General features: G+C 39.8%; 13 protein-coding genes. 4 read left to right on the top strand and 9 right to left on the bottom strand.

Translation table 11 applies throughout. The features are described from left to right. Positions 1-253: 253 nt before the first annotated feature. Positions 254-1219: a DMT family transporter gene (locus tag AADH04_RS06560; RefSeq protein ID WP_434779439.1), complete on the top strand. Its 966-nt coding sequence runs from the start codon at positions 254-256 to the stop codon at positions 1217-1219. Between the two features lie 3 nt (positions 1220-1222). Here AADH04_RS06560 and AADH04_RS06555 read toward each other — a convergent pair whose 3' ends face one another. Both AADH04_RS06555 and AADH04_RS06550 read right to left on the bottom strand, forming a co-directional pair. Further along, positions 1223-2002 carry a M48 family metallopeptidase gene (locus tag AADH04_RS06555; protein ID WP_434779438.1) on the bottom strand — a complete coding sequence of 260 codons (780 nt, stop codon included), beginning with the start codon at positions 2000-2002 and terminating at the stop codon, positions 1223-1225. Continuing rightward, a complete protein-coding gene (locus AADH04_RS06550) occupies positions 1989-3221 on the bottom strand; it encodes a uracil-xanthine permease family protein (RefSeq protein ID WP_434779437.1) in 1233 nt (410 codons plus the stop codon). The genes AADH04_RS06555 and AADH04_RS06550 overlap by 14 nt, the downstream gene beginning before the upstream one ends. A gap of 223 nt (positions 3222-3444) precedes the next feature. Between AADH04_RS06550 and sugE the strand changes: the two genes are divergently transcribed. Further along, a complete protein-coding gene (gene sugE, locus AADH04_RS06545; RefSeq protein ID WP_434779436.1) occupies positions 3445-3765 on the top strand; it encodes a quaternary ammonium compound efflux SMR transporter SugE in 321 nt (106 codons plus the stop codon). An 82-nt stretch (positions 3766-3847) separates the two neighbouring features. Here sugE and AADH04_RS06540 read toward each other — a convergent pair whose 3' ends face one another. The 3 genes from AADH04_RS06540 to AADH04_RS06530 are packed head-to-tail and all read right to left on the bottom strand — an operon-like array spanning position 3848 to position 7694. Next, the gene (locus AADH04_RS06540) at positions 3848-5158 is read right to left on the bottom strand and encodes an MFS transporter (RefSeq protein ID WP_434779435.1); all 1311 of its coding nucleotides are present in this window, start codon (positions 5156-5158) and stop codon (positions 3848-3850) included. Between the two features lie 44 nt (positions 5159-5202). Beyond that, a complete protein-coding gene (locus AADH04_RS06535; RefSeq protein ID WP_434779434.1) occupies positions 5203-6723 on the bottom strand; it encodes a UxaA family hydrolase in 1521 nt (506 codons plus the stop codon). Between the two features lie 41 nt (positions 6724-6764). Beyond that, positions 6765-7694, bottom strand: a complete 930-nt coding sequence (locus AADH04_RS06530; RefSeq protein WP_434779433.1) for a dihydrodipicolinate synthase family protein — start codon at positions 7692-7694, stop codon at positions 6765-6767. A 275-nt stretch (positions 7695-7969) separates the two neighbouring features. Here AADH04_RS06530 and purD point away from each other — a divergent pair, with 275 nt between their 5' ends. After that, a complete protein-coding gene (gene purD / locus AADH04_RS06525; RefSeq protein WP_434779432.1) occupies positions 7970-9238 on the top strand; it encodes a phosphoribosylamine--glycine ligase in 1269 nt (422 codons plus the stop codon). A gap of 23 nt (positions 9239-9261) precedes the next feature. After that, positions 9262-9816 carry an L-threonylcarbamoyladenylate synthase gene (locus tag AADH04_RS06520; RefSeq protein WP_434779431.1) on the top strand — a complete coding sequence of 185 codons (555 nt, stop codon included), beginning with the start codon at positions 9262-9264 and terminating at the stop codon, positions 9814-9816. Between the two features lie 70 nt (positions 9817-9886). Here AADH04_RS06520 and AADH04_RS06515 read toward each other — a convergent pair whose 3' ends face one another. The 4 genes from AADH04_RS06515 to murU form a co-directional block, all read right to left on the bottom strand. Then, on the bottom strand, positions 9887-11848 hold the full coding sequence (locus AADH04_RS06515) for a LysM peptidoglycan-binding domain-containing protein (protein WP_434779430.1): 1962 nt from the start codon (positions 11846-11848) through the stop codon (positions 9887-9889). A 340-nt stretch (positions 11849-12188) separates the two neighbouring features. Continuing rightward, positions 12189-12776 carry a Holliday junction branch migration protein RuvA gene (ruvA, locus tag AADH04_RS06510; RefSeq protein WP_434779810.1) on the bottom strand — a complete coding sequence of 196 codons (588 nt, stop codon included), beginning with the start codon at positions 12774-12776 and terminating at the stop codon, positions 12189-12191. Positions 12777-12828: 52 nt separating this feature from the next. Next, on the bottom strand, positions 12829-13365 hold the full coding sequence (ruvC, locus tag AADH04_RS06505; RefSeq protein WP_434779429.1) for a crossover junction endodeoxyribonuclease RuvC: 537 nt from the start codon (positions 13363-13365) through the stop codon (positions 12829-12831). After that, positions 13362-14060 carry an N-acetylmuramate alpha-1-phosphate uridylyltransferase MurU gene (gene murU, locus AADH04_RS06500; protein WP_434779428.1) on the bottom strand — a complete coding sequence of 233 codons (699 nt, stop codon included), beginning with the start codon at positions 14058-14060 and terminating at the stop codon, positions 13362-13364. Before murU ends, ruvC begins: the two co-directional genes overlap by 4 nt. Positions 14061-14072: the final 12 nt, after the last annotated feature.

The raw sequence follows: 14072 nt of genomic DNA, 5'->3' as shown, positions 1-14072 counted from the left end.
TGCTTGTCTTAAATAAAAAACAATCCATAATTGGATCAACTTTTAATGCTCTTTAAAAACAGAGCTATTATTTTAGCCTTATCTGTTTTGTGGTTGAGTATAAATTGTATGATTTTTGAGCTAGCTCATATTTCCTGATTTTTTGGATTATGTTTGTTGTGAATAGGTCAGTTATTTTGATGGCTTACATTTAAACAGAGTGAATCGAGCGTATAATATACGGCTATTTTATTCTCTTTATTTAGAAGGCATCATGAGCACAGCGAAAAGTGCCTATATTGGGTTTTGGTTGGCTATTGTAACGGCGGTAATGTGGGGCGTGGTACCTATTGCCATAAAACGGGTTTTGCCGGTAATGGATCCTTTTACTTTATCTTGGTATCGGTTCATGATTTCGGCGATCGGTTTATTTTTGATCTTAAAATCAAAGCATCAGATGCCCGATATGCAATTGTTTAAAAATCAAAAATTTCTGATCGCGCTTGCTGTTGCCACTGTTGGTTTGGGGGGGAATTTTTTGTTTTTCTCCAGCGCGTTACAGTATTTGACGCCAACGGTTTCTCAAGTCATCGGGCAGATTTCGGTTGTACTGTTAATGTTGTTTAGCACTTTTGTATTTAAGGAAAGTTTGCAACGCAGTCAGATTATTGGCATGGTGATATTAATTTCGGGGTTATTGTTGTTTTTTAATCGACAATTGATTGAAATTTTTACCCGTTTAACAGACTATTCTTTTGGGGTCTTTTTGGGTGTGTGTGGGTCAACTATTTGGGTTGCGTATGGTTTGATGCAAAAAATTTTGTTACGTAAGTTAAAGTCTCAGCAAATTTTGTGGTTATTGTATTGTTTGTGTACGTTATTTTTATTGCCTATTGCAAGCCCAGCCCAAATTCTTAATTTGTCATGGGGACAGTTATTATTGTTGTTGTTTTGTGGGGTCAATACCTTAATTGCTTATGGTGCTTTAGCAGAGGCCATGAATCGTTGGAAGGTGGCACAAGTCAGTGCGATTGTGACATTAACCCCATTATTTACTTTGTTGTTCTCTGATATCTTTGCATTATTATGGCCAAATACATTTGATTTTCCCGCTTTAAATTTTTTAGGTTATCTTGGTGCGCTTGTGGTGGTGGCAGGTGCCATGTTCGCCGCAGCAGGTAAGCAGGTCATTGAATTTTATCAAAAAAAACGGATGGGTTCTTGGGCCAATAAATGTTGAGTATTATGCTTGTAGCAATTGGTTAAATGGGTTTTTGGCGTTTTTTAATAACACATCATGTTGTTGGTAATGTGGCGCGACAGATAAGAGTAATTGATAAAAATCACGGCTGTGATTCATGTGTTTTATATGACACAGTTCATGTAAGATCACGCTCTCAATAACAGTTTGTTCAAATTGCATTAAAAATGCATTTAAGTTGATATTGTTTTTGGAAGAGCAACTGCCCCAACGGGTTTTTTGGGTTTTAATGGTTAATGAAGGTGTGTTAGAGACCCAATGACATTTTTGTGTGCATTGCTGTAATAGTTTAGGTAAAAGCAAACGAGCCTGGCTTTTGTACCATTGGCAAATTGCGGTGAATAAATCTTTTTTAACCCTTTGTTGTGCTAAATGGGTGCCTTGGGTTAAGTCTGTTAAAAAATGAGTAGGAAGATAGAGTCCTATTGTCTCTTGTTGTTTGAATAATTTTATTTTTTGGGCGCTGTAGGCGTGAAATGTAACAGGATATTCCTGCCCTAAATACCATAAAACAAAGTGTTCTACTGAAAATTGAGCCAATTTTTTTGGGTTGAGATGGGTTGGGTGAGAGAGCTTTTGGGTTAACCAATTTTGATTTTGATGTAAAAAAGTATAAATTTCATTTAGCGACACATTCTTGGCATGGCGAACAATAATGCCTTTTTGAGGGTGCAGGATCAGCTTTAGTCGGTATTTGGCAGTGCGAGCGCGCGGCTCGCACTGAAAGCTTAATGCTTGATCTTGTAATTTAATTTGGTACATGCTCTTCTGTTTCAGGTGCTTGTGGTAAAAGCAGATTTAATATGATGGCTAGAATGCTTACTAGGCCTACACCTGATAAGTTAACGGTGGAATCAATTTTTAAAATCAACCCGCCAATCCCACAGGTTAAAATAACAGATACAATGACTAAATTACGCGGCACCATTAAGTCAATTTTCGCATCAATAATGGTTTTTAAACCAATTGAAGCTATAGTGCCAAATAGTAGAACCATAATGCCCCCCATTACAGGTAGTGGAATGGATAATAAAATGGCATTAAATTTACCAAAAAAAGCCAAACAAACGGCCAAGATGGCAGCATAAATCATGATTTTTGGTTTGAAATTGCGGGTAATCATTAATGCACCAGTTACTTCTGAATAAGTGGTAATAGGTGGTCCCCCGATTAATCCAGCAAAACATACGCCTAGTCCGTCACCTGCTAGGGTTTTTTGTAATCCTGGGGTTTTCGTATAGTCTTCGCCTGTTACTTTACCAACGGCCATTACTGCGCCAATATGTTCAATGATGGGGGCAATAGCAACAGGTAACATAAACAATGCTGCAGCCCAGCTGACTTCTATAGGGGTAAAGTGGGGCATGGAAAACCATTGAGCAGCAATAATGGGTTCAAAATTAACTAAGCCTAAACACACTGCTGTGATATAGCCCACAATGACGCCCGATAAAATTGGCAGCAGTTTGAGCATCCCTTTAGCAAAAATAGACACAATGATGGTGGTCATTAATGATACGGTTGCTAAGAAGATAGAAGCGCCATAACTGACCACTTGTTCACCACCACTTTGTCCCATAGCCATTTGTGAGGCACTTACTGCTACAGATAAGCCAATAACAATAATGATTGGCCCAATAACAACAGGAGGCAAAAGTCGATTAATTAAGCCAATGCCGCGCCATTTAACAATTAAAGCGAAAATAAAATAAGTAAAACCTGCAGCGAATAATCCAAATTGGGTTGCACCTATTCCCCATGTTTGAATGGCATAGATAATTGGCCCAATAAAGGCAAAAGAAGAGCCTAAAAAAATAGGCACTTTACCTTTGGTGACAATTTGAAAAAGTAATGTACCAACTCCTGCGCCTAATAATGCCATAGCGGGGTTTAAACCAGTTAGGAGGGGAACAAGAACCAGCGCACCAAATGCAACAAATAGAATTTGGGCACCAGAAATGAACTCTTTTAAAAAAAGCATGGTGTATCCCTTAAAAAGAATGAGCGATTTTGAATATGGTGCAGATTATAACGAGAAACAGCCAGAAAAGATAAAGATTTGTGAGTCAGTTCAAAAATGGGTAAAATTCAGATAGGTTCATATTTATTGAACTTCTGATCATTTTTTCATTATGGCTCATCAGGACGACCTGATGACATATCTTTTTATGGGGACGACCCCACTTCAGTAGGAGTAAATAAAAATGGCTTGGGTCGTTTTATTGTGTGCAGGCATTTTGGAGGTTGTATGGGCAATTGGGTTGAAATATACCCAAGGCTTTTCCAAACTTGTACCTAGTTTGGTGACTTTGGTGGCAATGGCAGGAAGCTTTGCTTTGCTCTCACATGCAATGAAAAGTCTACCTGTCGGGACAGCTTATGCTGTGTGGACGGGTATTGGTGCGGTGGGTGCTTCAATTGTGGGCATTATTTTATTTAAGGAGCCAGCAGGCGCCATGCGTGTGGTTAGTTTGTGTTTGATTATTATCGGGATTTTAGGCTTAAAATTTAGTGCCGCTGGTTAATAAACACTATATTCAATTGGGATTTTTTGAAGTTAAAAACACAGTATGTTGTTCAACATACTGTGTTTTTTATATTTGATGATTAATCTTCTTTTAAAGCCATGGGGCGATTGAAGTTAATCAACATAGAGCAAATTAAATAACCTATTGCGGCAGTCGCAAAGAACATCATCGCTGCGTAATATGAACCTGTCCATTGAATCATAAACCCAACAATAATCGGTACGATTGCGGCAGTCATATTGCTGGCAAAATTCATGGTGCCCGTAATGGTACCTGCCATATGTTGTGCGCCCAGTAAACCTGGAATAGACCAGTAAACACTTGCCCAACGTAAGGGGAATAATGCAATGGTGAGCAGTACCACAGCCATGGTAGGGCTACTAGAGTTTGCACATAAGAATATGCCTACACCTGCAACAATTGCTGATATGGCTAAGAGCGTATGAAATACTTTATTGCTTGGCGCACCAGAGCTTCTCCATTTGTCTGCAATGACCCCACCGATTTGTTGACCAATGAAGCAAAGCATAAACATAACAAACATGGCTCCGCCCATTTCTTTAACATTAAAGTTATGTGCTTGTTGTAAGTATGCTGGCACCCAGACCATTAAGCCGTAAAATACAGTACTGTAGCAACACCAGCCACCAATGAGCGCCAATACGTTTACCTGACTTAGGTAAGGGATAATGTCTCTCATCCGATTTTTCTTGGTGATGGTGCCACCTGCTTGTTGAATGCCTGTTTCGATCAGCTCCAGTTCTGCTTCGTTGACACCTGAATGCTCTTTAGGTGTGTTTCTGATGTAGAACCATGCAATCAAACCAACAACAATGGTACCCACACCGGCGATCACAAAGGCAATACGCCATGAACCAAAATGACCAATTAACCAAGTCAACAAAATGGCACCTAATGCTGTACCCAATGGTGCACCACCATCAAGTAACATAGAGCCTCTTCCTCGCTCGGTTGGTGTGAGCCAAGTGCCCATTAATTTTGCGCCCGCAGGCATAATGGGTGCTTCTGATACACCTAAGCCAATACGAGTCAAAGCCAGTAATGTAACTGTATGACAAGCGGCTCCAATTGCTTGAAAGCCACCCCATACCACTGTGGCGCACGTAATAATGGTTCGGGTTTTGAAGCGATCTGCCAGCATACCGCTTGGAATTTGCATTAATGCGTATGACCAGAAAAAGGCACTATGTAGCATACCCACTGTACTGGCATCTTCAATACCAAATTCTTCCTGAATAAATGGCATTGCAATGCCTAAAGAAGTGCGATCGATGTAGTTAATCGCACCTAAAAGCAGCATCAGTAAGAAAATCATCCATCGAACAATCGTTGGCTTTTGTTTACTCTGTGTTGAATTAATAGCAGACATAATATATTTCCTTGCTAGGATTTATTGTTAATTTAGCTTTCTGATTACATGATTGCGCCAGGTTGCCAAGGGACAAATTCTAGGCTGCCATAACCAAATTTCTCGCTTTTGGTTTGTTCTCCCGAGGCAACGGCTAAAATCATTTCGAAAATACGTTTACCTGCTGACTCTAAAGTTTCTAAACCATCAGCAACATCACCACAGTTGATGTCCATATCTTCTTCTTGGCGTTTCCATAAAAAGTTATTGGTGGCTAATTTGATACAAGGCGTTGGTTTTGCGCCATAAGCAGATCCTCTGCCTGTGGTAAAGCACATCACAGTTGAACCACCTGCAATTTGGCCAGTACAGGCAAATGCGTCATAACCTGGGGTGTCCATAAAGACTAATCCTTTAGCGGTTACAGGTTGTGCATATTCATATACATCTACTAAGTTGGAACTGCCTGCTTTGGCAATTGCACCTAATGATTTTTCTAAGATTGTTGTTAAGCCACCCTCTTTATTGCCAGCAGAAGGGTTATTGTTTAGCTCTGCGTGACAACGTTTGGCATAGTCTTCCCACCATAAAATTCGATCAACCAGTTTTTGGCCGACCTCAGGTGAAACTGCACGACGAGTCAGCATATACTCTGCCCCATAAATTTCAGGTGTTTCTGCCAAAATAGCGGTACCACCTTGTTGGACAAGTAAATCGACGGCATAGCCCAGTGCAGGATTGGCGGAAATACCCGAGTAGCTATCAGAACCACCACATTCAAGCGCAAGAATTAATTCTGATGCAGGTACTTCTTCACGTTGAAACTTATTGGCTTCGACCAGCATGCTTTCGATGATTTGTACACCTTTATTGAAGGTTTTTTGTGTACCGCCAGTTTCTTGAATGGTCATGTGCTGTAACATAGGACCTTCTTGAAGCTGTTCGACTTGAATCAAATCTTTAATTTGGTTGGATTCACAACCAAGCCCAATAATCAAGATGCCTGCAAAGTTTGCATGGTTTGCATAGCCACTCATGGTGCGCTGCATGATTTTCATCAGCTCCCCCTTCATGTCCATGGCACAACCAAAGCTTTGAGGTAAAGCGACAATACCGTCAATATTGGGGAAATCTTCTAAGCCTCGTTTTTTGAAGTGCTCTTCAATCGCGCGAGCAACGGTTGCACTACAGTTCACTGAAGTAAGAATACCAATATAATTGCGTGTACCAACTTTTCCATTCGCACGCTTATAACCCATAAATGAGCGTTTTTCAGTGGGTTTAGGCATATCATGTTTGTCTACGCCAAAAGCATAGTCTTGGCCATAGTCCCCCATTTTTAGATTGTGTAAATGGATGTGCTCTCCCGCTTTAATCGGTTCGCTGGCATAACCAATAATTTGGTTATAGCGTTTTACAGGTTCATCTGTTTTGATGTCATGTAGCGCAATTTTATGCCCTTCTTTAATGTCGCTTAAAACAGTAATGTTTTTGTCTACAATGACATAACCTGCTTGTACGGGAAATCGAGCAATCGCAACATCATCATTGGGATGTAAAATGATGATTGGAGAAATGGTACTCATAATTAATACTCCTCTAGAAGTTCAATTTAAAGTTTGATGGATTATTTCTTCTTTGTTTTGTAAGGCACTTGTGCAAATTCTAAGATTTCTATTAAGCGTTCTTTTTTGGTAGGATCCAGTTTCATTACAGGCGCTAACACTTGGGTAGAAATGTCTAAACCAGATAACTTGATGGCTTCTTTAACGACACCAAAAAATGGGCTTTCTACAGCATAAACGCTTGAAAGTTTTGCTAGCTGGCGTTGTAGTTCAAACATTTTTTCGTAATTTTTTTCGACAAATGCTTGGTAGATGCCACAGGTAATAAATGAAGCGAAATTACTGGTTGCTGGGATGCCTCCATTAGCGCCGAGGATCAATGAGTCCATCATATATTCATCGTATCCAGCAAAAATGACGAAATCCGGATGGTTTGGGCGCACCACATTAATAATTTCACGCAGATGGCTCATATTATCAACCGTATCTTTGATCCCGATAATATTGGGTACATCTTTTGCCAAACGTGCAATTAAATTCACACTAATGTCTTGTCCAGTAAGTGCAGGGAAGTTATAAAGAATCACAGGTGTTTTGATGTTTTCTGCTACTGTGCGAAAATGGTTATAGATAAACTCGTCATTAAGCAAGGCATAGTATGGATTCAATACCAAAACTGCATCGACACCAAGTTTATCTGCATGTAAGCCAAACTCAATTACTTCATCCGTACTAGGGCTGCTGATACCCAATAACACAGGCACTCTTCTAGCCACATATTCGACTGCAAATTCAGCCACAGAAAAGCGCATTTCTTTTGGCATATGGCAAAATTCTCCGCCACTGCCTAGAAACAGCATGCCATTTACACCTTCATCAATGAGCTTATCGATTAATTTGCCCATTCCTTTTTTATCTAAATTGCCTTTTTCATCCAAGATTGTTGGAACAGGGGGAAACACGCCCTTGAATGTGTTTTTTAATGTGCTCATAAATAATCACTCCTTTTGTTCTATATATAGAACATATGTTCTGTATTGTGGAATAAAATAACATTGAGAAATTTGAATGTCAATATGGCTACTCATGTAAATATGATTTGTGTCAAATACTGTTTAAAAATCTTGAGTAGAAAAAAGATATTTCGACACGATTCAAATTTGATGCGCAATCAAGCTGTATGAAATGTTTTTTCTTAACAAAGAGATTATTCTCCTTTAAAATGAAGAGGTATTTTTTTATCATTAGATTAAAGAAAGATTAGCCCGTGAAACTTCTTGTTATAGGTTCCGGCGGACGTGAGCATGCATTGGCTTGGCGTTTGGCTCAATCCCCCAGAGTAGAAACAGTCTTTGTCGCACCTGGTAACGCAGGTACCCTTAATGAAGCAAAATTACAAAATATCAACATCAGTACTCATGAAGAGATGATTAAATTTTGTCAAAAAGAAAAGATAGCCTTTACCGTAGTTGGCCCTGAGGCACCATTGTCTGCTGGTATTGTTGATGCATTTGAACGAGTGGGGTTGGCCATTTTTGGTCCAACACAATATGCAGCACAACTGGAAAGCTCAAAAGATTTTGCTAAAGCGTTTATGCAAAAATATCATATTCCTACTGCAGGGTATCAAACCTTTTCTGATGCTGTGGCAGCCCACGATTATGTTAATCAAAAAGGTGCGCCCATTGTGATTAAAGCCGATGGTTTGGCTGCAGGGAAAGGGGTCGTTGTTGCCATGAGCTTAGAGGAAGCGCATGGTGCAATTGATGACATGCTCGTTGGCAATAAAATGGGCTTGGCAGGTTCTCGGGTCGTTATTGAAGATTTTTTAGAAGGTGAAGAAGCCAGTTTTATTGTGATGGTTGATGGCGAACATGTTTTACCAATGGCAACCAGCCAAGATCATAAACGTTTGTTAGACCATGATTCAGGACCAAATACTGGCGGGATGGGTGCTTATAGCCCAGCACCAGTGGTAACTGATGCTGTATTTGAACGGGTAATGACACAAATTATTCAGCCTGTTATTGATGGGATGAAGGCAGAAGGGCACGCATACACAGGTTTTTTATATGCAGGGCTAATGATTGATCAAACAGGTGCGCCCTTTACCATTGAATTTAACTGTCGCTTTGGGGATCCAGAAACACAGCCTATTATGATGCGCTTAGAATCTGACTTTAGTGAATTAATTGAAGCGGCTTTAGCTAAAAAGCTGGATCAAGTTCAGGCTAAATGGAGTGATAAGGCAGCTGTTGGGGTGGTGTTGGCTGCAAAAAATTATCCTGATACGCCTGAAACGGGTCAAGTGATTACTGGGCTAGATACTGTGACAAATACTGAACAAAAGGTATTTTATGCGGGTGCCAAAAATAGCGAAGACAAAGTTTTAGTCAGTGGTGGTCGGGTATTGTGTGCTTGTGCTTTGGGGGCGTCAATTGCCAAGGCAAAAGAGCAGGCTTATGAATTGGTAGAACAGATTCATTTTGATGGTATGCAGTATCGCCATGATATTGCGGATAAAGCCATAAAATAAAAATGATACTAAAAAAAAGGGTGATGGCACATCGTCAATTGCTGCATTTAAAAGCCCATTTAAAGCGAGGAGGGGTCTGTGCTTACCCTACAGAGTCCTGTTTTGGTTTAGGTGGGTTACCTACTCATCCTGCCGCTATTCGTCGAATTTTAAAATTAAAAAAACGACCTGCTCATAAAGGGTTAATTGTGATTGCGCATGAGTTTAAGCAAATACAATATTTATTGAAACCCCTTGAACAGACACAAAAACAGACGGTTTTTTCTTATTGGCCAGGACCTTATACTTTTGTGTTAGAGGCCAGTAAACGGGTTTTGCCTCAATTGAGAGGAGTCGGTAATACAAATTTAGCGGTACGTATTACAGCGCATGAACCAGCTTCATTTTTATGTTATTGGTTGAACAGTGCCTTGATTTCAACTTCAGCAAATGTTGCAAAAGCACGATCAATTAAAGATATCCGAACATTAAAACAAAAATTTGGGCAAAATGTACTGGTTGTGCAAGCGCCTTTAGGTAAAAGTAAAAAGCCAAGTACCATTATCGATTTAAAACAGAATAAGACACTTAGATCTTAGAAAAAAGGATGATTTTACTGATAAAAAAACCACTTTCATTATGAAAGTGGTTTTTTGTATGATGTTGCTGTTATAGTCCAACTAATTTTACTTGTTGTCCAGGTTTGAGTGTGCCAGATGCATTTTGGGTATTCCACTTAATGATGTCTTGATGTTTTACCCCAAATTTTTGGGCAATGCTATACCAAGAGTCACCTTTTTGAACAACGTACATTCTTTCTTTGCTAGAGGCACTTTGTTTGGCATTGTTTGCTACACGCTCACCTGATACTTTGAGTACTTTTCCAGCCTGAATTTGGTTGTCAGAAAGATTATTCAGAGCAACCAAATCATTGACGGTCATATTGTACTGTCTGGCAATGGCAGTAAGGGTATCACCTTTTTCAACCTTATGAGTTGACACAGCTTTAGTATTGTTTGCTGTAGTCACAATAGGTTTGATTTCTCTTTCTTGTTCTGCTTCTTTTTTCCATTGATTCATGGCTTCATTAACACGAGCGTCTGAGGCTTTCGCATCTTCTTGTGTCGCTAAACTGTCAACGAATGCTTGTAGTTGATCTTCATTTTTAGTTGGTGCCGCTTGATTTTGCGCAGTAGGTATTGCCTCTGTCGTTGTGACTGGTTTTGGATCAGATAAGGTATACACTTCATTGATCACAATAACATCATTTTTTGCCACTTGAACAGGTGGTTCTTGTACTAATGTGGCCACATTGTTTTGCGCTTTTATGGGTTGATTATTGGCTAAAGCAACCAATTTAGCAGGCTCTTCAATCACAATGGTTTTGCGAGCTGTTGAGGTAGTAGCAGTATTGATTGGTGCCACTTCACTGACCAAAATAACATCTTCATTTTGTGCTGTATAAGTGTTATTGAAATTATTGGTTGGTACTTTATTATTGCTGGCTAAAAGTAAAGGTCGACCACGTTGTAGTGCATTACCTTTAATTCCATTAATTTTCTTAAATTCAGCCAGATTCATTCCCGCATCATTAGCCAGTTGAGCAATGCTTTCATTGCCTTGTACAGTATAGATATCCCAGCTTAATAGTGGCTTATTACCCCATTTTCTGAGGTTACGCTTAAATGTGGCGACCTTATCAACAGGTAATAACATATTGCGACCATCTTTATGCGCATATACGGGTAAATTGAAAGCAGGATTAAGCGAGTCAAATTCTTCTTGTGAAATTTCAGCCAATTGAGCTGCTAAAGTTGTATCCATATGTTGGTCAACGGATACGGTTGAAAAATAAGGTTTGTCTGCTAATGGTTTTAAGTCTAGGCCATATGCTTGAGGATTATTGATAATATTGCGTACTGCCAATAATTTAGGCACATAATTACGTGTTTCGTTTGGCATTTTTAGGTTTTCATAAATCGGCTCAAGGCCTGCCGCTTGAGCACGTTTTACCGCTCTGCTGACACTGCCTTCGCCCCAGTTATAACTGGCTAAAGCCAGTGACCAGTCACCAAACATATTGTGTAAGTATTCTAAATAATCCAAAGCCGCACGGGTTGATTCATAGACATCACGACGACCATCGTACCACCATGTTTGCTCCAAACCATAATGTGTACCTGTAGCAGGCATAAACTGCCATAGACCAGATGCCCCAACGTGCGATTTGGCTTGCGTCACAAAAGCACTTTCAATAACCGGTAATAGGGCGATTTCTGTGGGCATATTACGTCGTTGCACTTCATTTAAAATAAAGTGCATATATTTGCTGCCACGGGTTAATGTACGATTAAAATAAGCTGCACGTGAGGCATAATACTGCTCATGTTTACGAACCAGCTCTGGGTTCACTTCGCTCATCTGGAAGCCAGAACGAGTCCGCGCCCATATGTCCCCTCCTGCATATTGATTTTTACCAGACTTCAATGGGCTGGCATTTAATTGCATTAATTCTAATGCTGCTCTACCTGGGTCTGTTTGTTGTGCCGAAGGTGCTGCAAAAGTGAGCGCCGAAAAAGAAGGGATCACCAAGCCTGCAATTGCATAGCTGATTAATTTGAGCTTATTCATTATTTGTTTTACGGTAATGGAATTTTGAATTGGGGCTATCGTAATGGATAATAATCATATCTGTCAATTAATTAGCCTGTTATGCTATCGTAAAATGTATTATCAGTTCAGCAAGTTAAGCGGGTTATTTTTGATGTGATAAGGCTTTGCACGATTTATCTGTGTTTTAAATACGAATTTGTTCTAAATAAGAGTGTGGTAAAAAATCATTGAAATTTTTATAAAGAAACAATAAGTTATTGTAAATTTTGGGTGTTTAATCAGAAAAAGGTAAAAATTTGTTAATTTACCCATGTTTTACAAGTAACTGAATGCATGTTGATGCATTCAGTTTGCCAACTTATTTTTTTAACATGTTTTTTAGTGCCAAACGTACACCTTCTCCGACATCTAACTCTGCCGATAGAGGTTTCACCGCATTATTGGCTTCTTTTTCAGAATAGCCTAAACTCACTAATGCACTGATAATGTCTTGATGAGTCTGGACATTAGGCGTATTGGCAGAATGAAACAAACCTTGTTCTGTGCTGTTTAATTTGCCTCGTAACTCCAGAATCAAGCGTTCAGCCGTTTTTTTACCAATGCCAGGAACACTGGATAAGCGTTTAATATCTTCTGCGGCAATGGTGCTTGCTAATTCCTCACTGGTGAGTGCAGATAAAATGCCTAATGCTGTTTTGGCACCAATACCACTGACTTTAATTAATTGCCTGAATGTTGTTCTCTCTTCTTTTGAACCAAAGCCAAAAAGTAGATGAGCATCTTCTCTAATGATTAATTGTGTCACTAGAGAAACGTTTTCACCTAAATTAGGCAAAGCGTAAAAAGTATTCATGGAAACATCTACCTCATAACCAATACCTTGTACATCAATCACAATTTGAGGGGGCATTTTTTCAATGAGTTTTCCAGTGATTTTGCTGATCATAGTTGTGCTGTCTTTCTGTTTGTTTTTTGTATTGTTGTTTTTGTTTAGCATTTTAAGACAAGCTAAACCGTCCTTTTTTTAGTCCCGTTTTTTCAGCATGTAGCTGATTTAAAATATGGGTACTCAGTTGGGCGTGTGCCAAAGCAACTGCCAACGCATCTGCTGCATCACTGGAAGGTGTACCATTTAGGTTTAATAAAGTCACCACCATATGTTGTACTTGTTCTTTTGCCGCTTTGCCGTGACCCACAACTGCTTTTTTAACCTGAAGAGCCGTGTATTCATGGATGGGTAAATCTCTTGTGGCCAAAGCCGCAATAGCCGCGCCCCTTGCTTGCCCTAACATCAGTGTTGCTGCTGGGTTAACATTTACAAATACTTGTTCAATTGCTGCTTGATCTGGTTGATAGGTTTCAATAACTTCCCAAATATGGGTCACAATAACATGGATCCGTTTGGCCAAAGTTGCATGAGTAGGCGTTTTAATACAACCAGAAGCAACATAATGGTGTTCCTTATTAATGACATCAATGACGCCAAAGCCAGTAAATCGGCTACCAGGGTCGATACCCAAAATACGTGTTTTCACAAAAAAGATTCCGTCTTAGCCAAATCGTTGGCTAAAGCCAAACGTTCTGTTGTGCCCACATCTAGCCATAAACCCGTATGCAATTGGCCCAAGACTTGTTGTTGATGCATAGCCTCTTTCAGTAAAGGCGCCAGTTTCGCTTTCTGGTGGGCAGGTGTGTGTTTAAAAAAACTGGGGTGATAAATACCGACACCACTGAAGGTGTATTTATTCTGGCTTTCAGGTATGTCTTGTACTTTGTTATTGGCATCCAAAACAAAATCACCTTGTGGATGGTGTTCAGGATTTGGCACCAGAATAATATGTGTTTGATTCTCTGCTAAATATTGCGTGTGTTCACGTAAAGATAAAAAATCAATACTCGTGAAAATGTCTCCATTGACCACCAAAAAGTGTTCTGTGCCCAGTAAGGGCAAGGCTGTGGCAATCCCTCCTGCTGTCTCTAACCCACCTTCTTTTTCTGCTGAGTAATGAAGATGTACATGCCATTTTGCACCATTGCCCAGAGTCTCTTCCAATTGTTGTCCAAGCCAAGCATGGTTAATGACAATGTCTATAAAGCCCGCTTTGGCTAAATGTTTGATGTGCCAGACAATCAGCGGATCCTTACCCACCATTAATAATGGTTTGGGTGTATGGTCTGTTAGCGGACGCATTCTTTCTCCGCGCCCAGCTGCTAAAATCATGGCTTTCATATGGGTTGATTC

This window comes from Neisseria sp. Ec49-e6-T10 (assembly GCF_051132615.1).
In the GTDB taxonomy this organism is placed as follows: domain Bacteria; phylum Pseudomonadota; class Gammaproteobacteria; order Burkholderiales; family Neisseriaceae.
This window is presented reverse-complemented; position numbering and strand designations above follow the sequence as displayed.